This window comes from Amphritea sp. (assembly GCF_016744155.1).
In the GTDB taxonomy this organism is placed as follows: Bacteria; Pseudomonadota; Gammaproteobacteria; order Pseudomonadales; family Balneatricaceae; genus Amphritea.
Genome location: NZ_JADGEW010000028.1, coordinates 16,711 through 41,546, shown reverse-complemented (window position 1 = coordinate 41,546; position 24,836 = coordinate 16,711). Strand labels below are relative to the sequence as shown.

General features: G+C 48.4%; 18 protein-coding genes. 11 read left to right on the top strand and 7 right to left on the bottom strand.

Annotated features, from left to right (window positions below; genetic code table 11):
• The first annotated feature begins 18 nt into the window (after positions 1-18).
• Positions 19-420, top strand: a complete 402-nt coding sequence (locus QZZ54_RS16850; protein ID WP_290704633.1) for an SMI1/KNR4 family protein — start codon at positions 19-21, stop codon at positions 418-420.
• A 41-nt stretch (positions 421-461) separates the two neighbouring features.
• On the opposite strand, the gene QZZ54_RS16845 is transcribed toward QZZ54_RS16850, so the two are convergent.
• Positions 462-1,655: a YbfB/YjiJ family MFS transporter gene (locus QZZ54_RS16845; RefSeq protein ID WP_290704630.1), complete on the bottom strand. Its 1,194-nt coding sequence runs from the start codon at positions 1,653-1,655 to the stop codon at positions 462-464.
• Between the two features lie 151 nt (positions 1,656-1,806).
• On the opposite strand from QZZ54_RS16845, the gene QZZ54_RS16840 reads away from it, so the two are divergent.
• Positions 1,807-2,667, top strand: a complete 861-nt coding sequence (locus QZZ54_RS16840; protein WP_290704628.1) for a LysR substrate-binding domain-containing protein — start codon at positions 1,807-1,809, stop codon at positions 2,665-2,667.
• A 55-nt stretch (positions 2,668-2,722) separates the two neighbouring features.
• On the opposite strand, the gene QZZ54_RS16835 is transcribed toward QZZ54_RS16840, so the two are convergent.
• Positions 2,723-4,513 (bottom strand): DEAD/DEAH box helicase, encoded by a 1,791-nt coding sequence (locus tag QZZ54_RS16835; RefSeq protein WP_290704625.1) that lies wholly within the window; start codon positions 4,511-4,513, stop codon positions 2,723-2,725.
• A gap of 192 nt (positions 4,514-4,705) precedes the next feature.
• Here QZZ54_RS16835 and QZZ54_RS16830 point away from each other — a divergent pair, with 192 nt between their 5' ends.
• Positions 4,706-5,515, top strand: a complete 810-nt coding sequence (locus QZZ54_RS16830) for a mechanosensitive ion channel domain-containing protein (RefSeq protein ID WP_290704622.1) — start codon at positions 4,706-4,708, stop codon at positions 5,513-5,515.
• A gap of 87 nt (positions 5,516-5,602) precedes the next feature.
• On the opposite strand, the gene QZZ54_RS16825 is transcribed toward QZZ54_RS16830, so the two are convergent.
• From QZZ54_RS16825 to QZZ54_RS16815, 3 genes are all read right to left on the bottom strand, one after another.
• Positions 5,603-7,873 carry a hypothetical protein gene (locus QZZ54_RS16825; RefSeq protein WP_290704619.1) on the bottom strand — a complete coding sequence of 757 codons (2,271 nt, stop codon included), beginning with the start codon at positions 7,871-7,873 and terminating at the stop codon, positions 5,603-5,605.
• A gap of 91 nt (positions 7,874-7,964) precedes the next feature.
• Positions 7,965-8,252 (bottom strand): membrane protein insertion efficiency factor YidD, encoded by a 288-nt coding sequence (gene yidD, locus QZZ54_RS16820; RefSeq protein ID WP_290704616.1) that lies wholly within the window; start codon positions 8,250-8,252, stop codon positions 7,965-7,967.
• Positions 8,253-8,353: 101 nt separating this feature from the next.
• Positions 8,354-9,739, bottom strand: a complete 1,386-nt coding sequence (locus QZZ54_RS16815; RefSeq protein ID WP_290704612.1) for a PhoH family protein — start codon at positions 9,737-9,739, stop codon at positions 8,354-8,356.
• Between the two features lie 126 nt (positions 9,740-9,865).
• On the opposite strand from QZZ54_RS16815, the gene cobB reads away from it, so the two are divergent.
• Entirely contained in the window at positions 9,866-10,573 is a 708-nt protein-coding gene (gene cobB, locus QZZ54_RS16810; RefSeq protein ID WP_290704609.1) for a Sir2 family NAD+-dependent deacetylase, read from the top strand.
• Between the two features lie 169 nt (positions 10,574-10,742).
• Positions 10,743-12,125 (top strand): nucleotide 5'-monophosphate nucleosidase PpnN, encoded by a 1,383-nt coding sequence (gene ppnN, locus QZZ54_RS16805; RefSeq protein WP_290704606.1) that lies wholly within the window; start codon positions 10,743-10,745, stop codon positions 12,123-12,125.
• Positions 12,126-12,139: 14 nt separating this feature from the next.
• Here the strand turns inward: ppnN and putA are convergent, their stop codons facing one another.
• Entirely contained in the window at positions 12,140-15,286 is a 3,147-nt protein-coding gene (gene putA / locus QZZ54_RS16800; protein WP_290704603.1) for a bifunctional proline dehydrogenase/L-glutamate gamma-semialdehyde dehydrogenase PutA, read from the bottom strand.
• A gap of 162 nt (positions 15,287-15,448) precedes the next feature.
• On the bottom strand, positions 15,449-16,633 hold the full coding sequence (gene bktB, locus QZZ54_RS16795) for a beta-ketothiolase BktB (RefSeq protein WP_290704600.1): 1,185 nt from the start codon (positions 16,631-16,633) through the stop codon (positions 15,449-15,451).
• Positions 16,634-16,794: 161 nt separating this feature from the next.
• Between bktB and QZZ54_RS16790 the strand changes: the two genes are divergently transcribed.
• The 6 genes from QZZ54_RS16790 (at position 16,795) to hrpA (ending at position 24,826) form a co-directional block, all read left to right on the top strand.
• On the top strand, positions 16,795-17,736 hold the full coding sequence (locus tag QZZ54_RS16790; RefSeq protein ID WP_290704597.1) for an AEC family transporter: 942 nt from the start codon (positions 16,795-16,797) through the stop codon (positions 17,734-17,736).
• A 28-nt stretch (positions 17,737-17,764) separates the two neighbouring features.
• Positions 17,765-18,514, top strand: coding sequence for a TIGR00266 family protein (locus QZZ54_RS16785; protein ID WP_290704594.1), 750 nt, complete (start codon positions 17,765-17,767; stop codon positions 18,512-18,514).
• Positions 18,515-18,631: 117 nt separating this feature from the next.
• Positions 18,632-19,657, top strand: a complete 1,026-nt coding sequence (locus QZZ54_RS16780) for a peptidoglycan DD-metalloendopeptidase family protein (RefSeq protein ID WP_290704591.1) — start codon at positions 18,632-18,634, stop codon at positions 19,655-19,657.
• A complete protein-coding gene (locus tag QZZ54_RS16775; RefSeq protein WP_290704588.1) occupies positions 19,597-20,058 on the top strand; it encodes a polymer-forming cytoskeletal protein in 462 nt (153 codons plus the stop codon). The genes QZZ54_RS16780 and QZZ54_RS16775 overlap by 61 nt, the downstream gene beginning before the upstream one ends.
• Positions 20,059-20,061: 3 nt before the next feature.
• Positions 20,062-20,856: a class II glutamine amidotransferase gene (locus QZZ54_RS16770; RefSeq protein WP_290704585.1), complete on the top strand. Its 795-nt coding sequence runs from the start codon at positions 20,062-20,064 to the stop codon at positions 20,854-20,856.
• A gap of 34 nt (positions 20,857-20,890) precedes the next feature.
• Positions 20,891-24,826 carry an ATP-dependent RNA helicase HrpA gene (gene hrpA, locus QZZ54_RS16765; protein ID WP_290704582.1) on the top strand — a complete coding sequence of 1,312 codons (3,936 nt, stop codon included), beginning with the start codon at positions 20,891-20,893 and terminating at the stop codon, positions 24,824-24,826.
• Positions 24,827-24,836: the final 10 nt, after the last annotated feature.

Genomic DNA, 24,836 nt, shown 5'->3' with positions numbered 1-24,836 from the left:
TTTTTTAAGCGAGAAGTTATGCAAGATGTAATAGATGCACTGCGCAATGCTAATATTGAGGTAATGACTCCTCTGGATCTGCCGGACTTTGATGATGTTGTTTCCGCAGAAGAGGAAATCTGCGTACCTCTGTATCCGGATTTTAAAGATTTTCTGTTAACGGTCAGTGATGTGGTTTGCGGTTCGTTAGAGCCGGTAACCGTTGCCGATACCTCTTCCCATACTCATCTGCCTGAAGTAGCTGCCTATGCTTGGTCTATCGGTTTGTCCCGTGAACAAACCCCGATATGTGCCCATGAAGGCGGCTTTTATGCGGTTACTATTGACGGTGCTGTGGTGTTTTGGACTCCTGAAAGTGGTGAAGTAGAGGAGTGGACAACAGTGTGGGAGTGGGCCAGAGAGGTCTGGTTAGTCAGTTAGATTCTAATGCTTCCTGAAAACGGCTCACTTGAGCCGTTTTTTTATGTTTCTGTCAGAGTCAGTTCACGTTTCTGATCGGCTTTGAGTATCAGTATCATTCCAGCGCCCAATACAGAGATCGCTGCGGCGATATAGAGCGAATCAGCATAGCTGCCACCGTTATCAGCGATAATGCCTGCAATGGCTGGAGCGCCGATCTGAGCGATGCCATATAACAGGGTGAGCTTGCCCATGAGTTTTGCCGGTTTAGTGGGATAGAAACGCCCGGCCATCGCCAGCACCAGGCTAACGATACCGATGAAACTGCCGCCGTAAAGTACCGCACTGAACAGAACTAATCCGAGGTTGTCGTTCAAGGCAGGCAGAATAATGCCGACGATTTGAATAATAAAGGCGATGAATAGTGCATTTAGTTCGCCTAGTCTGCGGGCGGCTCTGTCCCATAGAATAACGGCAGGTGTTGCGCTCAGGCCGACAAATATCCAGACGAGTTGCCCGTCCCCCTGTAGGGCAGGCTGAGCTTCCACGATGGCTACCAGAAAAGTCGCGCTGATCACGTAAGCGTATCCGGCACAGAAATACATGATGCCCAGTAACACTAACCATCGTCGGCTGGGAGGGTTGTCCTGTAGCTGCTGTCCGGAGGTTGTCTGATGACTGGTATCGGGTCGGGGCAACCAGCGCCAGGCGGGGATAGCGATCAGCGAACCCAGCACACCAACGGCTAACCATTGTTCTCGCCAGTCGAGGTGACCGATCATAAGCTCGGCTGCCAGTCCACTAACAATAATACCCAGACCCGCGCCGGCATAGTGGATACCCAGCTCAGCCCGGTGACCGTGGCGTAGCAGCCAGTTCATAATCAGACCGGCGCTGATCAGCATACCGCTGGCACTGCTTAGACCTGAGAAAAAACGTAGAATTCCCCAAAGCCATAGATTGTCTGTCAGGGCCATAGCGAGTGTGGTTATCACCGCAGTGATCAGGCCTGCACGGTAGAGCATATCTTTAGTTTTGAGGTTGCTAATGGTAGCCGCCAACACCGCGCCGCACATATAACCGATGTAATTAATGGTGGCCAGATAGCCGCCGGCGAGATCGCTGAGTCCAGCCTCTGCCTGCATTGCCGGTAACAGCGTGGTGTAGCAGAAGCGAGCGATGCCGACCGTGAGAATCAGCCCCAGTAAGCCAGACCCCAGAACTTTGAAATGTTGTTTGTTATCGGTAGCTTCCATTGAACTCTTCAGTAGGCTATTGCCTGTTTTGTTCTTATTTTCGTATATCTATAAGCGTATATAGCTATAAGATTCTTTACAAACGAATTATAAAGATACTATTGTTCTCAAATTAAGAATGAGTTTTGGGTGTGATTAGAGTGAACCGAAAATGGAACTGATAGCGCTGAAAACCTTTGAAAAGGTAGCAAAAGAGGGGGGCATTCTAGCGGCTGCCAAGCAGCTGAATACAGTGCAGTCCAATGTTACGACCCGGATACAGCGGCTGGAAGAGGAGCTGGGAACTAAGCTGTTCTCCCGTAAAGGTCGAGGGTTGGAGTTGACCCGGCCAGGGAATATATTGCTGGAATACGCTGAACAGATATTGCAGCTGGAGCGCCAGGCCGGGGTAGCTGTTCGACTGTCTGAAAAAGGTGCTGCTGAAATAAAGATTGGTGCGATGGAATCTTTCACCGCTACGCATCTGCCTCAGATGCTGGGTGCGTTGCGAGCGAGCTGTCCAAAACTTCAGCCCAGAGTTACGGCAGCCACGACTGCGGAGTTAGTCCGGTCGGTACTGGATCATCATATAGATTGCGCTTTTGTCGGTGGGCCTGTTGAGCATAAAGACCTGATTACTCTGGATGTGTTTCAACAGGAGCTGGTGCTGGTGCAGCCCCGAAACCTCGAACCTTCAGATAACCTGGTGCTGTTTCGTGAGGGCTGTACCTATCGTAACAAAGCACTGCAATGGTCTCGGGATTATCAGAGTAACCGCTTTGGATTGAGTGAGCTTGGCACCCTGGAAGGGATACTGGGGTGTGTCGCTCAGGGGTTAGGTTTAACCTTGATGCCCCGGAATGTGGTGGAACTGTCGATCTATAGGGACAGCTTGAAATTTGAATCTTTACCGGATGAGATCGCGATAGTGCCGACGCAGTTTATTCAGCATCGCAGTACCCCCCGACTTAAAGTAATAGAAGGGCTGTTTGATTCGTTACGCTGGTTACCTGAGCGGGTGGTTGGAGCCTGAGTTGAATTTATGGTTTGTAACTCAGGGCTACAGCTCAAGGCTTATAGTTTAGGGCTTAAAGCTGATTCGCTTTACGGTAGTTACCCTGGTAATCGAAAATTCTTTCCTGCACGCGCCAGAACTGCCCAGACTTTCTCGCCACCACAAAGTCTGGGGCGGTAAACTGGTCAATCACAGCTAATACTGCCTCCAGTGTCTTGAATACCTTAGGTTGGGTGCTCTGTTGAAAACGCCGTCCAAAAAGGTCGTTGAAGCGCTTTCGTTGCTTTGGGTTTTGCATATCAAAGAGTTCACTTAGCTCCTCGCCCTGTTCGTCGTGATATGTCACCTTTAGCTTTTGTTTGGTCTCAATCATTGACATGCCGGCACAGCGAATCACCCGTGCATCTTTCAGTTTAAGTGCCGCTTTAAGCTGATCATCAGGGTCGATAATAGCGTGGTCACACTGGTGACAGTTACGGGCGGCAATATCATTTTCGGCATTACACTGTGGACACTCTTTAAAACGAAAGCGGAACTCACACTGTATTTTTTTATCCGGGGTTTTGCTGCCAGGTTTTTTAGAATCATTTTCGAGCATAACGGTTCCCTGGCAACGTCTGCCAAAGTGCTCCAGAATGTTCCCCTCTTCGTCGGTTTTACCCCAGAAAATATTGGCAAATTCACAGGCGGGGCAGAACACCTGAACCGGCACGCTGCTGCTATCCGGTTTGGATTGTCCCACTTCCGGTGCAAAAAGATCGAAACCATTGCCAGCGTAGTCCATGACCAGGCAATTCTGTTTGCCCTCTGCAAGCCTGAGCCCCCGACCGACTATCTGCTGAAACAGTGATACTGATTGGGTTGGTCTGAGGATAGCGATAAAGTCGACATGGGGAGCATCAAAGCCGGTGGTGAGTACCGCAACATTGACCAGGTATTTGATTTTCTTCTGCTTAAAAAGACGGATTAGCGTATCCCGTTCACTGTTTGCAGTGCCGCCGGTGATTAACATCGTTTCATGCGCTGGCAGATAACTACAAACCTCTTGGGCATGCTTAACGGTAGCAGCGAACACCATCACCCCTTGGCGATTAGTGGCTAGCTCGATAATCTGCTCACAGATGGCCCGAGTGACTCTGGGGTGGCTGACCAGTAATTGATTAACTTCAGTTTCTGCGTAGTTGCCGAAACGGTTAGGGTTCAGGGCCGAGAAATCATACTGGGCGATAGGTGCATCGATCATTGTTGGCGGAGTTAGAAACCCACGTTTAATCATGTATTGCAGTGGCAACTCGTAGATACAATGCTCAAAAGGCCGGGGCTCGCTACTGCGGCAAAACCCCCGGTAATGGTAGCGGTAGATCCAGCCCATCCCCATTCGATAAGGGGTTGCTGTTAAACCCAGAAGCTTAAGCTGAGGATTGAATTCTCTAAGCTGTGAGAAAATTTTCTGATACTGACTGTTTTCATCATCACTTATGCGATGGCACTCATCGATAATAACCAGGGAATGTTCGGTGGCGAAGTCCTGCAGATTGCGCGAGACTGACTGTACGCTGGCAAAGGTTACCTGATGATGACTCTGTTTTTGCTTAAGCCCCGCGGAATACAGCCCTCCCTCAAGGCCGTAACTGAGGTATTTATTGTGGTTCTGCTCAATCAGCTCTTTGACATGGGCCAGCACTAGAATTTTGCGGCGTGCCAGTTTTGCCAGCTCTGCAATGACCAGACTTTTACCGGCACCGGTAGGCAAAACGATCACCGCAGGCTGATCGCTGATGCGAAAATGAGTCAGTGTTGCCTCGACCGCATCCTGCTGATAGTCACGCAGTTTAAACACTGTCTGGGCCGGTGATTCGGACATTTTAAACTTCTGATTAAAGGGGCAATTAGATTAAGACTATTTTACCGTGAAAAATACTGTTTTAAATGGACTTTTTGACTATGCTTGTGTGATATTCACGGGCAGATGGTCGCTGCAGGACAGTTAATGTTCGTTTTTACGCAATTAGAGCCATCTGCAGAACAGTTTCTATGAGAAAAGAGGAAAAAATAAATGGATATGTCATTCGTTGACGTTTACGTACTGCCATGGGCTATAAATATTGCACTTGCTGCTGCAATTTTTATTGTGGGTCGTATTGTTGCAAAGTTCTTAGTCAACATGCTGGGGAAAGTTCTCCGTAAAGGCGAGATGGAAGAGATACTGGTTAACTTCATCTCTTCAATTGCCAATATGCTGCTGTTGTTGGTGGTAATTGTTGCGTCACTGGATCAGTTGGGTGTTGATACTACTTCAATGATCGCTCTGGTAGGTGCTGCAGGCTTGGCTATTGGTCTGGCGTTGCAAGGGTCTTTGCAGAACTTTGCTGCAGGTGTAATGCTGATTGTCTTCCGCCCTTTCAAAGAAGGTGACTTTATTGAAGCGGCTGGCGTAAACGGTGTTGTTGAGCATATCAGTATCTTCAATACCATTATGCGCACCGGTGATAACAAAGAAGTTATCGTGCCAAACGGAAACATCTACAGCGGTGTTATTGTTAACTTCTCAGCACGTGATACCCGTCGTGTGGATATGGTATTCGGTATCGGCTATAACGATGACCTGAAAAAAGCTAAAGCCCTGCTGGAAGAGATTGTTACCAGTGACGAGCGTGTTCTGAAAGATCCGGCACCGGTTATCGCTGTATCTGAGCTGGCTGATAGCAGTGTTAACTTCGTCGTACGTCCATGGGTTAACTCGGCGGACTACTGGGGTGTTATGTTTGATACCACTGAAAGCGTTAAACTTCGCTTCGATCAGGAAGGCATCTCTATCCCTTATCCACAGATGGATGTTCATCAGTATAAGCAAGATAGCGAATAAGCGCTTATGTAATTAAAAAACAGCCGCTGAAGCGGCTGTTTTTTTTAGCTTCCCATCTCTGATTTAATAGTCCTATTTTCCCGTATTTTATTTTGCTTCACGATTTGGCTTTGTATCCAGATCTTGGCCTGTATCTGAGTCCAGTTTTGTTTCAGGGGCTAGGTTTTTCTCTATCTTCAGCGTGCTTTCAAACTTCAGTTTAAGCGTTTCATTTTCCTGTTGGATCTTCTGGGTTTCCAGACGATAGTGGAAGATCTCCTGGTAGCGCGATTCTAGTTTCACCTCTAGATCTTCAATCTGTTTATCCTGCATTTTTATTGTTTGTTCATGTTTCTTAATCTTTTTTTGCAGATTATTGATCAGGCCGTAACTCTGGCTTCCCGTTTCGCTTTCGATAAGGTTTTCTTGACCTGGAAGGTGTTGTTGATTTAATTCTATAACCAGATGGCTGTATAGCGCTTTGAGGTCGGTGGATTCACGGTTGTTATAGCGGATGCTGGTTTCCATCGCTTTGTGAGCACTGGCAGAACCGATTGATCCTGCTAACGCATGCTCTAGCATACGATGGAACTCAAGTAGCTCTAAAATAGCGATATGGCTCTTACCGGTTACTTGTAGATCTTCGGTAATACGGTCGAGGGCTTGTTTTGTTTTGTCGGCGCTTAAGTATCCTTCCAGTAGTGATTGAGCTTCATTGAGCTTGTCATCGAGAGATATATACCGATCCAGTCCAGTGGGGCGGGCTCTCTTGGTCGGGGCCGGGTTCATTGAACAGAGAAATTCTGTGGCATGATGGCGTTCTGATTTCTGGGGGCTATAGAGCAGAGAGCCGGTTATGTAAAAGCCGATGTTAGCAATTAGTGACCAGAAAACACTATGGGGTATCGACCCCAGACCTTCTAATCCGAAAAGAGCTTCCGGGTGCAATAATGCAATTCCGAACAAGCCCTCTTTCATTATCGAGTCAGAGATCCAGCCCTGATTAACCAGTGCTGGAATCATAAGGGTGAAAGTCCAGATGAGGAAGCCCGCTAATAAACCTGAAAGAGCTCCCATACTGTTACCTCGGCTCCAGAAGATTCCCCCAAGCAGGGCGGGGGAAAACTGCAGTACCGCAACAAATGAGATAAGGCCAATGGCAACCAGAATATAAGAATCACTGAACTCGATGGCGAAACCGTAGCTACCCAATAAAATCAGTGCAGCCAGTAACCAGCGAATCTGCAACAGGAAAGGCTTGAGAAATTTGCAGGCCGGCATTCTCTCAAGCAAGGGTAGTATCAGGTGGTTGGATGCCATGGTCGAAAGGGTCATGGTCGTGATGATGATCATTCCGGTAGCGGCTGAAAAGCCACCGATAAACGCCAGCAGTGTCAAACCATCATTCCCCGCCATTTGCGGTAGCAGCAGCACATAGAAGTCTGCCGACTCTTCCGGAAGTCCCATCAAGAGGCCTCCTGCCGCGATAGGGACAACAAACAGGTTGATCAGAATCATATAGAGGGGTAACACCCAGATTGCCGTTTTGATGTGCTGGTGGTTAGCATTTTCAACGACAGCGACATGGAACATACGGGGTAGGTTCTGGATCGCAGCAAAGCTGAGGATGACGAGGGTTAGCCACATGGCTCCTGAGTTTTCAGTACTGCTGATACTGATTACCCGCTCAAAACCCTGATCAAAAAGACGCTTGGTAATATCATCAAAACCATCAAATAGAGTAAAACTGACGAACAGCCCTATGGAAATGAAGGCGACTATTTTCACCACACATTCGACTGCCAGCGCCGTCATCATCCCCTGATGACGTTCAGTAGGGTCAAGCCGCCGCATACCAAACATAATGGTGAATGCGATCATAAAAAGGGTTATGAGAAGACCAGATAGCCCCCAGCCCATGGTTGAACTTTCGTGATCGGTAATTAGCTGAAATGAACTGACTACAGCCTTTAACTGAAGGGCAATATAGGGAAGAACACCGACCAGAGCGATCAGGGTGACCAGTGCAGCAATGCTTTCAGAGCGGTTATATCGGGTGGAGATAAAGTCGGCGATGCTGGTGATGCGAAATGTCTCTTTGGCAAAGACCATACGCCTAAGGGTTATCCACCAGAAAACGATGCCAAGAATTGCTCCCAGATAGACACCTAAAAATAGCAGACCGGAACTTGCGGCAAAACCAACACTTCCATAGAAGGTCCAGGATGTATGGTAAACCGCCAGTGAAATACTATAGACCCATGGGCTTTTGAATCCCTCACCGCGAACCGCTATACGTCGTTCAACCAGTTGTGCGATACCGAACAGTACCGCCATATAGAGAGAGATGATGAGAATAACCGTAAGCGAGCTAAACATCCTGATCCTTACTTCAACAGCTAATTCATACGTGATAGTTAAGCTATAGCTGTCTTAGTTTATCAGGTCAATTAAAAGGCTACCTAAAACCTTAGTCGGTGGGTGGCTGTTTTGATGAAAGCGGATCGGGCTTGGCGGGCTGTTGTGCTTCGTCGCTGCAACAAGGCGGGACCGGATCAAAGCCTCCAGGGTGTCCTGGATGACACTTACCGATACGTTTGATCCCCAGCCAGCAACCTTTCAGAATGCCGTGGGTTTCAATTGCTTCCAGGGTATAAGTGGAACAGGTGGGATAAAACCGGCAGTTAGGTCCCAGGAATGGACTGATCAGGTATTGATAGATACGGATCAGAAAGATAAAGCAGCGTCGTAGAATCATGGCTGCAGTTTAGCGCCTGCGACGCCGGATAAACAAGCAAAACTAACAGAAGAAAAAAGCCGCTACAGGGTAGCGGCTTTGAATTTGTTTCAGGATAGTTATCAGAGGTGTTCTTCGGCGTATTCTGCCAGCCTTGAACGGAAGATGCCCTCTAAGTGGACTGTTGAAGAGCTTTCAAAGTCTTTAAACCGTTCAACCACGTAGGTCAGGCCTGAGGTCAGCGGGGTCAGATAGTTTGAGTCGATCTGAGCCAGGTTACCCAGGCAGATCATCTTACTGTCTTTGCCGCAGCGAGTCAGAATGGTCTTCAACTGCTGTGGTGTCAGGTTTTGTGCCTCATCAATCAGTACGATGGCGTTCTGAATGCTTCGGCCGCGGATGAAGTTAAGCGACTTAAACTGGATGTTCGCCTTCTCAATAGCATATTTAATGCTGCTTTGAGGCCGGTCATCCCCTTCATGCATCGCTTCCAGGTTATCGTGGATCGAGCTCAACCAAGGAGTCATCTTTTCTTCTTCGGTGCCAGGCAGAAAGCCGATATCTTCGGCAACGGGTGGCGTAGAGCGGGTGACAATAATTTTATTGTAGCGGCCCTCTTCAATCACCATTTCCAAAGCACAGGCTAAGGCGATCAGGGTCTTACCTGAACCGGCTGCACCGTTAAGAAGGCAGAGATCGATATCAGGGTCCTGAATCGACTGCATAGCAAACGCCTGATAGATGTTGATCGGGCTTATACCCCAACATTCCTGTTGCATCAGCTTTTGATGCCCCAGATCCATCAGTATGGTCTCTTCGTGATTAACTGAGACTACCCGGGCAGCAAAGTCTTTTGAGTCGTCATAGATATACTGACAGGGATAGGCTTCAGGAAGCAGGTCAGGGGTGATTTTGTGATAGGTGTTGGCCCCTTCCTGATAGCTTTTAACTTTTTCGACTTTTTCCCAAAAACTTCCATCGATATGGTGATGGCCAGAAGGCAGTAAGTCCAGATCGGAAACCAGCTGGTCTTTACGGTAATCCTCTACTCTCTGAAGTCCGGCACCCAGCGCTTTAAGGCGCATGTTGATATCTTTGGTAACCAGGATTATTTCACGGTGAGGATCACTGCCTTGCAGATGCAGAGCGCAATTGATTATATGATTGTCGTTGTTTTTGTTGTCAGGCAGAAAACCCTGACGGGCAGTTAGTTCGTGATCGGGGAAGATGCTTAGCTTGCCCAGCTTGGTTGCGTCTTCTGTTCCAGGTACCAGAATCGGTACCCCTTTTAGAATTTGAGAGGGCGTTGCAACGCTTAAGATATTGTCGATAGCGCGAATAACGTGTCGGGCTTCCTGTGCCACGCTTTGCTTACGGTCTTTGATGTTGTCCAGTTCTTCCAGGACAGTCATCGGGATAGCGACATCCTGTTCCTTGAACTCGTACAGGCAGTTTGGGTCATGCAGTAAAACATTGGTGTCGAGGATATAGAGTTTATCAGCACTCATTCGGGTTTCCTTCTCGATACGACTAAATTTTACAGCTACCGGAAATTTTTCCGGCCTGTATGGTTAGTTAAGCAGAAGTTGGCGTAGGATAAAACCCATGAGTTACCATTTTTGAGGAACTAACCAGTGCAATATCAGAATATTGTTATTCTAACCGGTGCGGGAATCTCGGCAGAGTCAGGTATCAGAACCTTTCGCGCAGCCGATGGATTATGGGAAGATCACCGAATTGAAGATGTGGCGACGCCGGAAGCTTTTATTAGAGATCCTGAGCTGGTACATCGTTTTTACAATCAACGCCGTGAGCATCTGTTACAACCAGATATTCGTCCGAATCCGGCCCATGAGGCTCTGGCCCGGCTGGAACAGGCGTTTTCTGGTCAACTTCTGCTGGTCACTCAGAATATTGATAACCTGCATGAGCGGGCGGGAAGTGAAAATCTGATCCATATGCATGGAGAGCTACTTAATCTGCGTTGTACTACTTCGGGTCAGGTGTTTCCTAATCATCACTCGGTGCAGCCGGATCTGCGTTGTAGCTGCTGTGATCGGGCTGGAACTCTTCGGCCAGATATCGTTTGGTTCGGTGAGCTGCCGATGCAGATGGAGCTTATCTATGATGCGTTAGAGCATTGCGATCTGTTTATTTCCATCGGTACCTCAGGGCATGTGTATCCAGCAGCCGGTTTTGTTGAATTGGCTAACAGTGTTGGGGCTGAAACAATAGAGATAAACCTGGAACCATCGAAAACTCAATCTGCTTTTGATCGACATATATATGGCCCTGCAAGCCGCGAATTACCGCTGTTTGTGGATGCTTTGATAAGAGGTTAATTCTTTTTTATCAACGGGTTATTGGAGTAGAGTTAAAAAACTAACTATATTGTAACCTGAACTTTATATTTTTTAGTGGGGTCAAATCTACTATGGATGGATCCGCTAAGCCCTGTTTACAGCTGGGAATCGTTCCTGTGCTGGGGTATTTGCATAGAGGGGCATGACAATGATGACAGAACAGTTTGTATCGGCAAATATTACGCCGCTTGATAGTCTTGATACGCTTTCACCACATGAAGTAGCTAAGCTGCAGGATCGCAATCAGGCGGGCTTATATCCATTATTCAGACAGTGTGCGCTGGCGGTGTTGAACTGCGGCAGTGAATTAGATAGCACCAAGCAAGTGTTGGAAAAGCATAAAGATTTTGATATTCGGGTGAGCCATAAGCACCGGGGTGTCCAATTGGAGCTGATCAACGCACCCGCAAGTGCCTTTGTTGATGGAGAGATAATTCAGGGTATCCGTGAACATATGTTCTCAGTGCTTCGAGATCTGCTCTATGTTGTGGACGAACTGGATATCTGCTGCGATGGGTTAGAAGAAGGTGAACAGATCACCAATATGGTGTTTCATATCTTACGTCATGCCAGTGCGATAGAGCCGCATATCAAACCTAATCTGGTGGTTTGCTGGGGTGGCCATTCGATCAGTAGAGATGAATATATTTACACTAAACAGGTTGGTTATGAGCTGGGCCTGCGTGGTTTTAGTGTCTGTACCGGCTGTGGTCCCGGAGCGATGAAGGGGCCGATGAAAGGCGCCACTATTGCGCATGCTAAACAGCGGGTGACCGATGCCCGTTATCTCGGCGTATCTGAGCCAGGGATTATCGCCGCTGAGTCTCCCAATCCGATTGTCAATGAACTGATAATTATGCCCGATATCGAGAAACGGCTTGAGGCTTTTGTGCGTTTGGGACATGGCATTATTGTCTTTCCGGGAGGGGCAGGTACCGCCGAAGAGATTCTTTATATGTTGGGAGTGTTGTTGCATGAGCGAAACATTAATGTTCCATTCCCATTTATTTTTACCGGGCCTCAAGGCAGTGAAGCGTATTTTGAAACGGTAGATCGATTCATTCGGGCGACTTTAGGTGATAAAGCCGCAGAGCTTTATGAGATTGTTGTGGGTGATCCCTATGATGTCGCCGTTAAAATGAAAGCGGGCTTAGCGCGGGTGACTGAGTACAGGAAAGCGACCGGCGAATCATTTCACTTTAACTGGCAGTTACATATTCCCTCTGAGTTTCAGCAACCGTTTGAGCCGACCCATGAAAATATGGCTGGTTTGGATTTGGTCTATGATCAGCCCGATTACCTGCTGGCGGCAACCCTGCGAAAAGCGTTGTCCGGAATTGTTGCGGGCAATGTGAAAGAGCCAGGTATTCGAGCGATTGAAGAGCATGGCCCGTTTGAACTCAGTGGCGAGACAGAGATGATGGAGGCGCTGGATACTTTGCTGGCCTCCTTTGTTGAACAGCGTCGGATGAAAATAAACTATGAGGAATATCAGCCTTGCTATCGTCTGGTACAGGCCGTATCCGCCTGATCAGAGGCTAACAATTAGCGCTGGTAGCTTTGGTTAAGTAGCTGCTGATTAACCCCATTTGCGCTGATATTGGTTGAGCAGGTTTTTTCCTGAGCAAAGCTCATCAGATAGTTTGGTCCACCGGCTTTCGGGCCGGTGCCGGACAGTCCCATACCACCAAAAGGCTGAGAGCTGACAATGGCTCCAATCTGATTACGGTTGATATATATATTGCCCACTCTGGCGTGATTGCAGATATGGTTGATAGTCTGGTTATTTCTGGAATGGACTCCCAGAGTGAGGCCGTAACCGGTACGGTTTATCTCCTCAATAATCCGGTCAAGGTTGTCCGCCTGATATCGGATGATATGCAGAACCGGGCCGAAATGTTCGTCGCTGAGCTCATCGATGGTATGTAGTCGGACTAGTGTCGGAGCTACGAAATAGCCAGAGTTGTACTGTTCTTTCAACTCAGCTTCGAATAGTAATCGTCTATGTTCCCGGCAATGCTCTATATGGCCAAGTAGCGCCTGCAAAGCATTAATGTTAATAATAGGGCCGATATCGGTATCTATCTCAGAAGGATCGCCAATTTTCAGGGTATGAATAGCCCCTATGAGCATCGCTTCAATCTGATCTGCAGTGTCCTCCTGAAGGTAAAGAACCCGTAATGCCGAGCAGCGCTGGCCGGCGCTATTGAAGGCTGACTCTATTACGTCTCTGACAACTTGTTCCGGCAGGGCGGTGCTATCGACGATCATGGCGTTTTGTCCGCCGGTTTCGGCAATAAAGGGGACGATTGCAGCGCCTTCTCGAAGCGCTAGTTGGCGAACTATCTCAGTTGCCCCCCGGGTAGAGCCTGTAAAAGCAACGCCAGAGAGACGAAAGTCGTTGGTGAGTTGTGAACCTATCTCCTGGCTACGCCCCGGAAGAAGCGCTATCGCATCTTTAGGTACGCCGGCGTCTAACAGCAACTGGGTTGCCCGGTAGGCGATTAGTGGGGTGCTACTGGCTGGCTTGGAAATGACTGAGTTACCCGCTAGCAGTGCGGCGACTACCTGACCGGTCCAGATGGCCAGCGGAAAGTTCCAGGGACTGATACAGACGAAAATGCCCCGGCCTTCATAGCTCAGAATGTTTTCTTCACCGGTCACTGATGGCATCGGTTGGCTGATTAATCGGGTGGTTGCTTCATGGGCATAGTAATAGCAAAAATCGATCGCCTCGCGAATTTCATTAATAGCATCTTTAAGGGTTTTACCCGCTTCACGCAGACACAGGGCAATTAACTCCTCCCGGTGTTCTTCCAGTAAGAGGGCGAAACGTTTGATGATCATCGCTCGCGCGGTGACCGGACGGTTGTTCCAGTTGATAAAACCTGCCCGGGTGACGGCGTAGGCTTCCCGCACATCCTCTTCAGTAGCGTTAAATAGCTGGCCGGTTGGTAGGCTCAGGTCAAAAGGTGAAACGGTGGTTATTGCCGGTTGGGATCGGACGGCTTCTCCATTAATCAGCGCTGCAGCTTGCCACTGGTGATCCATAAAAGGTTCGATTCTTTCTAACAGTTGTGCCACCTGCTGTTGGGAATCCAGTATCACACCAGCAGAGTTTTCCCGGTTTGGCTGGTACAGGTCGGTTGGCAGAGGAATAGCTGGGTTTCGTTTCAGTTCCAGTGCCTGTAGCTGCTCCGATGCGGTTTCAGTTAACTGCTCAGGGCTTATACTCGAATCAAACTGTTGCAAAATAAACGCACTGTTCGCGCCATTTTCCAGTAGCCGGCGGACCAGATAAGGAAGCAGTTGCTGATGAGCACCTACCGGCGCGTAAACTCTTAGCCGGGCTTCAGTGTTTTGGCTAAGAATCTCTTCATAGAGCGCTTCTCCCATGCCGTGCAGACGTTGAAACTCGAGCGGTTTGCTACTCTGTTGTGAAAGACTGATGACCTGACTGATGCTCGAGGCGTTGTGGCTGGCAAATTGCGGTTTTAGCAATGGACACTGTTCGCTCAATAGATATTGAGCACACACCTGATAAGAGAGGTCGGTCGCTTGCTTCAGGGTGTAAACAGGATAGTCACTAAGACCCTGTTGTTGGGCCTGTTTGATCTCTGTATCCCAATAGGCGCCTTTAACTAGCCGTACAGGAATAGCTGTTTGCAGCTCCTGCGCGATGAAGCTTAGCCAGGCGAGAATTGGCAGGGCGCGTTTAGAATAGGCTTGTACCGCAATGCCAAGCCCTCCCCAGTCTTTACATATATCACTGCGCAGTAAAGCTTCGAAAATCTGCAGCGTCAGTTCTTGTCGACTGCATTCTTCAGCATCGATGGTTATAGGTACATTCTCTGTTCTGGCAACTACTAGCAGGTGAAGCACGCGTTGTACGACTTCATCGATAACATGGTTTGATTTGAGAGGTTCCAGACGTGGATGCAGGGCGGAAAGTTTAATCGAAACTGAGGCAGCGGGCCGCTCTTCGAGGTTCTGTGCTGCCACGGATTCGATTGCTTCCAGATAGGCGCTAAAGTAGCGCTTTGCATCTTGCCCGGTTACCGCCGCTTCCCCGAGCATATCAAATGAGCAAGTCTGGTTACGACCCAGGTCATGGATGCGGGCAAGTCCTGTTTGTATATCAGGGCTAAAGACGAAACGCTCTCCCAGGTTATTCATAGCCTGGGTCAGGGCTTTACGGATGACCGGTCGACTGATCCGCTCAACCAGCCGGCTAAAGATCGAATCCGGTCCAGCTTGAGGGTCTATTAACTGTTGACTAAGGGCCAGTCCCCAGACGCTGGTGTTGAGCAGAATAGAGTTATTGGGGTCAAAGTAGAGCTGCCACTGAGCAGAGCTGAGCTTGTCTTCTATCAGAGCGTCAGCGGTTTTCTGGTCAGGCACTCTTAATAGAGTTTCTGCCAGTGACAACAGGAGTATTCCTTCCTCTGTTTCCAGGCTGAAGGTTTTTAGAAACTGGTCTAGATAGAGCTGATTTTCACTGTTTTCCCGGATGGTTTTTATCCAGCCGGTAGCGACCTTACGGTGTTTTGGGTCAACTGGCTGTACCAGCTCCAGTAACTGAGGCACCAATGCTGCTTCTTCAATACAGTAATGGGCTGGAATATTGTTCCACAGTTGCTTAGCAGACCATTTAACCTGCTGTGCTGAAAAATAGAGCGAGAGAGGAAACATAACCGCGCCTGTCGTTTATTTACCGTTTTAATAATAGTCTGATGATAAAGGAAGGAGAAACTATCGACACCGATCAGGTGCCAAAATGGTGGGGTTAAGCAGATTTTTCATATTAAAAAGCCCGCTGGTCTTGCGGCCGCGGGCTTTTTAAGGGGTGCATGATTACATGCGTTCGAACAGCGCAGCAATACCCTGACCGCCACCGATACACATAGTCACAACCGCATAGCGTCCGCCAGTGCGTTGTAGTTCATACAGTGCTTTTACGGTGATGATAGCGCCAGTCGCGCCGATGGGGTGGCCCAGAGAGATACCACTACCATTGACGTTGACCTTTTCCATCGGTAGTTCCAGGTCACGACAGACTGCCAGTGCTTGAGCGGCAAAGGCTTCGTTGACTTCCCAGACATCGATGTCTCCGGTGCTAAGCTCTGCATCAGCCAGTAGTTTGCGAACCGCAGGAACCGGACCGATACCCATATATTTAGGTTCAACACCAGCAAAGCTATAACCAACCAAGCGAGCCATAGGTTTCAGGCCTTTGGCTTCAGCCGTTTCAGCCGCCATCAGCGTAACAGCTGCTGCCGCATCATTAAGACCGGATGCATTACCTGCGGTAACACTGCCGTCGCGCTTAAATGCCGGACGGAGTTTTTCCATGTCAGCAGGGGTGCAGCTATAGCGCAGGTGTTCATCGGTATCGAAAAGGGTGACACCCTTACGTGATTTAAGCTCAATCGGGACGATCTGTTCTTTAAAGCGCCCTTCAGTAATTGCCCGTTCTGCGTTGTTGTGGCTTAAGACCGCCAGAGCATCCTGATCTTCACGGCTGATCTGCCATTTCTCAGCGATATTTTCAGCGGTGATACCCATGTGAGTATCATCAAACGGGCAGGTTAGTGCACCCACCATCGCATCAACGATTGCTCCGTCTCCCATGCGCTGGCCAAAGCGAGCGGATGGCATCCAGTATTGAGACTTACTCATTACTTCTGCACCACCAGCGACAGCAGCATCACAGACACCCAGTTCAATCTGCTGCGTAGCCGAAATGATCGCCTGCAGACCACTGCCGCAGAGGCGATTCATCGTGACCCCTGGCGTTTCATGAGGGAGTCCACCATTGACGGCTGCAACCCGGCCAAGGTACATATCGCGTCGCTCGGTGTGAATTACGTTACCAAATACACTGTGGCCAAAATCTTCGGCTGCTGCACCGGAGCGAGATACGGCTTCGCTGACACAGGTACTGGCCAGATCGCAAGGGTTCTGAGATTTCAAGCTGCCGCCGAAACCGCCAATCGCAGTTCGCACACCGCTGAGTACTACAACTTCTCTTTTACTCATGTTTGAGTCCTTTATATTTTCTGTATTTTTTTATTATTGTGTATGAAAGGTAGTGCAGTCAGTAGAGTTAACTTATCATCGGATAGAACTAAAGGCTCTAGCCCATTAGTGAAACATTGATAACAATTTCGCTATTTTTTATCTTTTTTTGAGAAACGCTGATGCAACTGCTGTTTGATATTGTGATACCTGTTTTTTTGCTGATGGTATTGGGCTGGTGGTGTAGCCGTTCGGGCTTGCTGGAAGAGTCCAGTGCTTCTGCATTGAATCGCTATGTGTATTACATCGCCGTACCGGCGCTGATGTTTACCTCAACTGCGTCCGTTGATATTCAGACGGTGCTGCGCTGGGACTTCATTGCCGTTTATCTGGGTGGTTCCGTTATCGCTGTGATGATGGCTTTTTTAGGTTGGCGTCGATTGAAACTCGAGGCGCCTTTAGACTGGACCGTTATTGCGCTTAATTCAGCCTGGGCAAATACCGTTTATATGGGTGTGCCGATCTTTTATTTCCTCTTTGGCGACCGTGGCACACTGCCGGTTATTATCGCAACCCTGGTTAGTAATCTGGTATTTATCCTGATATTGGCGCTGATGTCTGAACTGCAGAACAATGATGGCGGGGTGTTGAAAAAACTGAAAGCCTTAGTGGTACAAGCGCTATTGAAAAACCCTGTGATGATGGCGCCGATACTGGGTATGCTGGTTTCTGTTTCAGGTATTAGCTTGCCCACTGCGATTATTACCCCGATGAATATGCTTGCTCCGTCGGCAGCACCGGTGGCGTTGTTTGCATTGGGGATGTCGTTGAGTGGGCTGGAGGTTCGTCGAGCGGGCTTTGATCTGGCTTGGTTGAGCCTGGTCAAATTGATTATACATCCGTTGGCAACCTGGGGCCTGGCGCTGTTGTTGAACCTGGACCCGTATTGGACCGCCAGTGCGGTACTATTGTCTTCATTACCCACCGGAGCGATGGTCTATGTTCTGGCTCAGCAATATAACACCCGGGTGACACTGTCCTCGGCAACAATTATGGTAACTACAATTTTTTCAGTGATTACGCTGGCGTTTTTGTTGCCAGTGCTAAAGCAGCTGGTAGGTTAGATACGAATAGATCGATAGGGAGAACGCAATGAAATGTCACAAGGTAGATTACGAAATTATTGGTAATTCGATGCCGATGCTGGAAGTCGAGCTGGATCCCGGTGAAACGGTGATCGCTGAAGCGGGTTCCATGAACTATATGGAGCAGGATATAGGCTTTGAAACGAAGATGGGTGATGGTGCTGATCCTGATCAGGGGCTGTTCTCGAAAATGTTTTCTGCCGGCAAGCGGATGGTGACAGGTGAGTCACTGTTTATGACCCACTTTTCAAACAGCGGGGGCCAGAAACGTAAAGTTGCATTTGCCGCACCTTATCCGGGAATGGTTGTCCCTATCGATATGGCCCAGGTCGGTGAACGGTTGTATTGCCAAAAAGATGCGTTTCTTTGTGCTGCCCTGGGGACTCGTCTGTCCGTTGCTTTCTCCCGTAAGCTGGGGGCGGGTTTTTTTGGTGGCGAAGGGTTTATTTTGCAGAAGCTTGAGGGTGATGGCATGGCCTTTATTCAGGCCGGCGGCACGGTGGTTAAAAAAGAACTGAACAACGAAACATTGCGAATAGATACCGGCTGTCTGGTCGGGTTCAGTGAAGGGATAGAGTACGACATTGAGATGGTGAAAGGATTGAAGTCGATGTTCCTGGGTGGCGAAGGTCTGTGGCTGGCGACACTCTCTGGAACCGGGACCGTCTGGGTTCAGAGTCTGCCATTTTCACGGCTGGCTGATCGGATTCTTGCCGCAGCTCCTGCTATTGGTGGCTCAGATAAGGGTGAGAGCTAATCCTAAGCGGATTCAGGTCATACAATGGTGGACTTTTGATGTCGTTTTTATGACTTTTGCCCTCAATGAAGGTATATTTCACCGTTATTTATTTACTTGAATTTCGGTTTGTAGGGCATGTTGCAGAAAAAGCTGCTTATCACATTAACAACTTCACGGGGTTCCCGTCAGTATACTCTGGGCCAGCTGGCTCGGTATCTGCTTGCCCTGTTTTTAGTGATGTCGGTTTGTAGTTTTTTCGTTTCAAACTTATTACTGGTTAAAACATCTGATGAGTTGGAATATCTGGAACAAGGCATCAATTCGCTTTCTAACGAGTATGAAAACACCCTTGATTCTATCTCAAGTGAGTACGAGAGTTCTCTTGATTCTCTTTCTAACGAGTATGAAAAAACGCTAGGCACTCAAGAACTGCAGAAAGGACAATTAGATCAACTCTCACAAACCTTACTACAACTAAAAGTTGAGAGAGATCAGCTGCAGGAGGAAAATCTGCGCATTGGTGAGCTGAATGATACGCTGGATGCCAGCCTCTACGGCTTAGAAGATCTTTTAGGATTACCCGTTTCAGAGAAGATGACTAGTGATCGTGCAGATGAGTTGACGGTGATGACTAATCAGCGTTTATTTTTTCTTAGCCTGGTACCTAATGGCGAACCTATTCACGGGCTGCGTATTAATGATGGATTTGGCATGCGAATGCATCCGATACGCAAAGCGCGGGTGATGCATAATGGCATCGATTTTAAAGCTAAAGTTGGCACGCCTGTTTACGCCACAGCGGATGGTGCGGTTGAGTATGCCGGGTTTAATAAGGCCAGTGGCTTTGGTAATCTGATAATTATTCAACATGGGCTCGGGTTTAAAACCTATTATGCCCATCTGAGTAAACTAAAAATTAAAAGCGGATCTTATGTTAGCAAGGGACAGCTGATAGGTTTGAGTGGAAACACTGGGGCCTCGACGGGGCCGCACTTACATTACGAAGTGCGCCACCTTTATAGAGCGATTAATCCTGAGCCATTTGTGGCATGGAATATAGGTAATTTTGATTCACTGTTTTCAAATGTCAAAGGTGTAAAATGGGCTTCCTTACAAAAACTGTATCCGCTAAATCAGGCACTGCAAACGGCTCAGCAATAACCATCATTGCTGAAGGTAATAAGTTTAGTGGTGATATGAGCATTGTCGGAAAAATGCATATTGACGGGGCTTTTGAAGGCAATATCTCTTCTCTGGATAATATCTCAATTGGCAAGAACGGCCATGTGCATGGGGTTATTAAAGCTAACTACATCACTGTATGCGGGTTGCTTGAAGGCGAAGTTACTTGTGATGAATTGCAGATAGACCGTGGCGGTAAAGTGGTTGCGACGGTGGTGAGTAAAATCATGGCAATACATCCCGAAGGTAACTTTATCGGCGAACGTCGCATGAAAGAAGTCGGTATGATCGAGCATGCACCACAGATAGAGTCGGGTATCGACGCCATCGATTCTTTACCAAATAAAGTAACTATTTCGACTGCAGAGGAATCGGCGTAAACAATGTGTGAACTGCTTGGTATGAGCGCCAATGTCCCCACTGATATCTGCTTTAGCTTTAGTGGCCTGATGCAGCGTGGCGGTCAGACTGGGCCCCACAAAGATGGCTGGGGTATTGCCTTTTATGAGGGCAAGGGCTTGCAGGTTTTTCATGACCCAGCACCCAGTTGTGATTCCGAGATCGCCCAGCTGATCAAGAACCATCCGATCAAAAGTAAAACCGTGATTAGCCATATTCGTCAGGCCAATGTGGGAAGCATCTGTCTCGAAAACACCCACCCCTTTACCCGGGAGCTTTGGGGCTTTTGTTGGACCTTCGCCCATAACGGCCAGCTTGATCCGAAACTGTTTGATCTGCCACTGACTCACTATCAACCGGTAGGCACCACCGACAGCGAATACGCTTTCTGCTGGCTGCTGGGTCAGGTGCGTGAACGTTTTCCTCAACGGCCTGATTGTTTTTCTGACGTGATCGAATTGATCCATTGCTGTGCCGATCAGTTGCGTGAGTTAGGTGTGTTCAACATGCTGCTGACCGAATCTGAATATCTACTGGCATATTGCACCACTAAGCTTTCCTGGATTACCCGGCGAGCGCCTTTTGGTCGTGCGCGGTTAACCGATGCTGAACTGACGGTCGATTTCGGTGAAGAAACCACGCCGAACGATATTGTGACGGTAATAACAACAGAACCACTGACAGATAACGAACAGTGGCGTAAGCTGCAGACCGGCGAGATGATTGTCTTTCGGGAAGGGGTGCAAGAGCCTCTGAGCCGCTGTTTCGGTCACTCCTGATCTCTAATAATTCCTTTAATCTGAAAACTCAACTGTGACTGCCACTATCAAGCAATTCTACTCCCGGTTAGATAACTGTCTGATCGCCGATCGATTCTCTATTCGAAAAAAAATTCAGCTATTGCAGCGTCGCCTGAAAGAGCAAAAGCCTGCTGATCATTTAAAGGATGAAGTAGAGGCTCTGCTGAACCGTTCTGAAGCGCGTGTCGCCAAACGGGAATACGGCCAGAAAATTAACTATCCTGACCTGCCGGTTAGTGGTCGTCGTGAAGAGATTGCTAAAACGATCAAAGAAAATCAGGTCGTAGTGATAGCGGGTGAAACAGGCTCGGGTAAAACCACTCAGATACCCAAAATCTGTCTTGAGCTGGGATTGGGTAAAGTGGGGCTTATTGGTCATACCCAGCCCCGCCGACTTGCCGCCAGAACCGTCGCAAACCGAATCGCTGAAGAGCTGCAAACCACTTTAGGTAGTACCGTTGGTTATCAGGTGCGATTTACCGAACAAGTTGCTGATAACACCATGGTCAAGTTGATGACCGATGGTATTCTGCTGGCGGAAACTCAGAATGATCGTTATCTGGATCGTTACGAAGTTCTTATTATTGATGAAGCTCACGAACGTAGTCTGAATATCGATTTTCTCTTGGGCTATCTGCATCGAATATTGCCCAGGCGACCCGATCTCAAAGTTATTATCACCTCTGCTACTATCGATCTTGATCGTTTCTCAAAGCATTTCCATAATGCCCCAGTGATCGAAGTTTCCGGTCGTACTTATCCGGTTGAACTGCATTATCGTCCCCTTGAAGATCTGGATGAAGGCAGCGAAAAAAGCATTCCTGAAGGGATAGTGTCTGCAGCTGAAGAGTTGGTGCGGCTGGAGCGCAGCAAGGGTATAACCGGAGTCGGCGATATCCTGGTATTCCTCAGTGGTGAGCGGGAGATCAGAGAGGCGGCGGAATATCTACGTAAAGCGGTGCTGCAGGGCCGCCTAAGGCATATCGAAGTGATGCCGCTTTATGCAAGACTTAGCGTGGCGGAGCAGAACAAAATATTTTCTTCTGCACGAGGGGCAGGGCGTCGAATTGTACTCTCCACTAACGTCGCTGAAACGTCGCTTACTGTGCCGGGTATTCGCTATGTGATTGATCCGGGAATGGCTCGCGTCAGTCGCTATAGCTATCGCTCCAAAGTACAGCGTTTACCGGTAGAGTCAGTATCTCAAGCCAGTGCAAATCAACGTAAAGGGCGCTGTGGCCGGGTAGCCGAAGGTATCTGTATACGGCTCTATTCTGAGGACGATTTTATCGCTCGTCCTGAGTTTACGGATGCTGAGATTCGTAGAACTAATCTTGCAGCGGTTATTCTGCAGATGTTAAACCTGCGGCTCGGGGCTATTGATCAGTTTCCCTTTATTGACCCACCAGACTCCCGATATATCAACGATGGTTTTAAGTTGTTGGAAGAGCTGAGTGCTGTCGATGAAAAACGCAACCTGACTAAATTGGGTCGTCAGCTGAGTCGTCTGCCAGTTGATCCTAAAATTGGCCGAATGCTGGTGGCTGCGGTACAGAATAATTGCCTGGCAGAGATGATTGTTATTGCCAGTGCGCTGAGTGTGCAGGACCCTCGCGAACGGCCGATGGAAAAACAGCAGGCCGCCGATCAAAAGCATCGTGAATATGCCGATGAAGAGTCAGATTTCGTTACCCTGGTTAATCTCTGGAACCTCTATGAGGAACAGCGCCAGGAGCTGACTCAGAATCAACTGCGTAAATACTGTCAGAAACAGTTCCTGTCCTATATGCGGATGCGGGAATGGCGGGATGTGCATCGTCAGTTGCATCTGATCTGTCGTAACCTTGATTATAAAGAGAATACTCAGCCAGCGAGTTATGAATCGCTGCATAAATCCCTATTAGTTGGTTTATTAGGGAGTATGGGCTTTAAACAAGAGAATAAAGAGTACCTTGGAGCCCGTAACCGGCGGTTCCATATTTTTCCTGGTTCTATGTTGTTTAAGAAAGCGCCGAAATGGATTATGGCAGCTGAGCTAGTGGAAACTAGTCGACTCTACGCCCGAATGGTAGCCCGTATCGATCCGCTTTGGGCTGAATCTTTGGCAAAGCACCTGGTTAAACGAACCTATCTGGAACCGCATTGGGAGAAAAAGAAAGCTCAGGTGGTTGCCCAGGAACAGGTCACTCTCTATGGGTTGATTATCGTGCCCGGCCGAACCGTTCATTACGGCAGTATCGATCCACAAGTGAGCCAGCAAATTTTCATTCGCAGTGCGTTAGTCGAGGGGCAATTTAATACACAGGGTAAGTTCTTTAATCATAATCGTAACCTGCTGAACTCGATTGAAAATCTTGAAGCTAAAACCCGACGACGTGACCTACTGGTAGATGAAGATACCCTGGCAGAGTTTTACGCGTTGCGGCTTGAAGATAATAACGGCGCAGATAAGAGTACATGTGTCGTCAACGGCGCCGGGTTTGAACAATGGCGTAAAGGGGTAGAACAACAGAACTCGAAGATCCTCTTTATGCAGGAAGAGGATCTGCTGCAGCGCTCTGCTGAACACGTCACCCGTTCCAGCTATCCAGAGCAACTGGTGTTGAATGGCGCCAAACTGAAGCTCGGCTATCACTTCGAACCTGGTGCTAAAGATGATGGGGTGACGCTTCAGGCGCCGCTGGTGTTGCTAAATCAGATCTCTAAGGAGCGTCTTGAATGGCTGGTGCCGGGGATGCTGAAAGAGAAATGTGTCGCACTGCTAAAAGGGTTGCCCAAAGCGTTGCGGAAAAATTTTGTACCTATCCCTGACTATGTAGATGGATTTGTTGAGGCCGCAATCTTTGCTGAAGGTTCTTTGAACGAGGCGCTGGCGCTGCATCTGAAGAGGAAGACCGGGGTCAGAATTAGCCGGGATGATCTGGACGCTGTCGAATTGGATGATCACTACCGGGTTAATATTCGGTTGAAGGGCGAGAAAGGTAGTACGGTTAGTGAGGGGCGAGATCTGCAAGCCTTGCAGCAGGGCTTTGGTTCTCAGGCCAGGCAGGCGTTAACCAAAGCACCTTCTGAAAGCTGGGGGCGCAAAGGAATTACTGCATGGGATTTTGGTGACTTGCCTAAAGAGATAAAACTGAAGCAAGCAGGAGGTCTTGAACTTGAGGTCTATCCGGGTCTTCAGGACTGTGGTGAGAGTGTAGAACTGAAAGTCTTTGAAGATCGGGCGATGGCCGTCAGGCAAAATCGCTTAGGTCTGGCTCGGTTGTTTATGCTGCAGTTAAATGAACAGCTGCGCTTCGTTAAGAATAAGCTGCCTGGGTTTCAGCAGACTGCGATCTTCTTAGGGAAAGTGCAGAATAAAAACCAGTTACAGGATGAGTGCCTACATAGCGCGGCGCTGGCTAATTTTTTAAGCGAAGCAGAGATGATCTACTCTCAGAATGCGTTTGAAGATCGCTTAAACCGATACAGGGCTGAATACTGTAATAAAGCAGAGCAGTGGGCTAAGTTGCTGGGAGAGATTGCAAAAAGTTATCACAGTATTCTAAAGCAGCTTTCAGGTTCTGTTAACCTTCAGGCGGTCACAATACTCTCCGATATTCGCCTGCAGTTGGAAAGTCTGGTTTATAAAGGGTTTCTGATCGAAGTTTCCAGTCAGCAACTACAGGAGTATCCCCGCTATCTGAAAGGGATAGAGGTTCGGTTGGAGAAGTATCAACGGGAATTGCCCAGGCAGCGGATGCTAAGTGAGCAGTTACAGCAGCTTTATAAGAAGTACCAGGGTCGGGTTGAGCTGGATAAAAAACATAACCGATACAGTGACGCATTAGAAGAATATCGCTGGATGCTTGAAGAATACCGGGTTTCCTTGTTTGCTCAGCAGTTAGGCACCCGGGTGATAGTGTCGGAAAAGCGGTTAAAACAGCAGTGGCAGCAGATTGAGCGTTAGTCTTTATAAA

Excerpts from the sequence above, each read along its gene's own strand:
- bktB (WP_290704600.1), bottom strand. The coding sequence starts at position 16,633 with ATGAGTAAAAGAGAAGTTGTAGTACTCAGCGGTGTGCGAACTGCGATT.
- QZZ54_RS16790 (WP_290704597.1), top strand. The coding sequence starts at position 16,795 with ATGCAACTGCTGTTTGATATTGTGATACCTGTTTTTTTGCTGATGGTA.
- QZZ54_RS16770 (WP_290704585.1), top strand. The coding sequence starts at position 20,062 with ATGTGTGAACTGCTTGGTATGAGCGCCAATGTCCCCACTGATATCTGC.
- ppnN (WP_290704606.1), top strand. The coding sequence starts at position 10,743 with ATGATGACAGAACAGTTTGTATCGGCAAATATTACGCCGCTTGATAGT.
- QZZ54_RS16780 (WP_290704591.1), top strand. The coding sequence starts at position 18,632 with ATGTTGCAGAAAAAGCTGCTTATCACATTAACAACTTCACGGGGTTCC.
- putA (WP_290704603.1), bottom strand. The coding sequence starts at position 15,286 with ATGTTTCCTCTCTCGCTCTATTTTTCAGCACAGCAGGTTAAATGGTCT.
- QZZ54_RS16815 (WP_290704612.1), bottom strand. The coding sequence starts at position 9,739 with ATGAGTGCTGATAAACTCTATATCCTCGACACCAATGTTTTACTGCAT.
- yidD (WP_290704616.1), bottom strand. The coding sequence starts at position 8,252 with ATGATTCTACGACGCTGCTTTATCTTTCTGATCCGTATCTATCAATAC.
- QZZ54_RS16785 (WP_290704594.1), top strand. The coding sequence starts at position 17,765 with ATGAAATGTCACAAGGTAGATTACGAAATTATTGGTAATTCGATGCCG.
- QZZ54_RS16850 (WP_290704633.1), top strand. The coding sequence starts at position 19 with ATGCAAGATGTAATAGATGCACTGCGCAATGCTAATATTGAGGTAATG.
- QZZ54_RS16830 (WP_290704622.1), top strand. The coding sequence starts at position 4,706 with ATGGATATGTCATTCGTTGACGTTTACGTACTGCCATGGGCTATAAAT.
- QZZ54_RS16845 (WP_290704630.1), bottom strand. The coding sequence starts at position 1,655 with ATGGAAGCTACCGATAACAAACAACATTTCAAAGTTCTGGGGTCTGGC.
- QZZ54_RS16825 (WP_290704619.1), bottom strand. The coding sequence starts at position 7,873 with ATGTTTAGCTCGCTTACGGTTATTCTCATCATCTCTCTCTATATGGCG.
- QZZ54_RS16840 (WP_290704628.1), top strand. The coding sequence starts at position 1,807 with ATGGAACTGATAGCGCTGAAAACCTTTGAAAAGGTAGCAAAAGAGGGG.
- QZZ54_RS16835 (WP_290704625.1), bottom strand. The coding sequence starts at position 4,513 with ATGTCCGAATCACCGGCCCAGACAGTGTTTAAACTGCGTGACTATCAG.
- QZZ54_RS16775 (WP_290704588.1), top strand. The coding sequence starts at position 19,597 with ATGGGCTTCCTTACAAAAACTGTATCCGCTAAATCAGGCACTGCAAAC.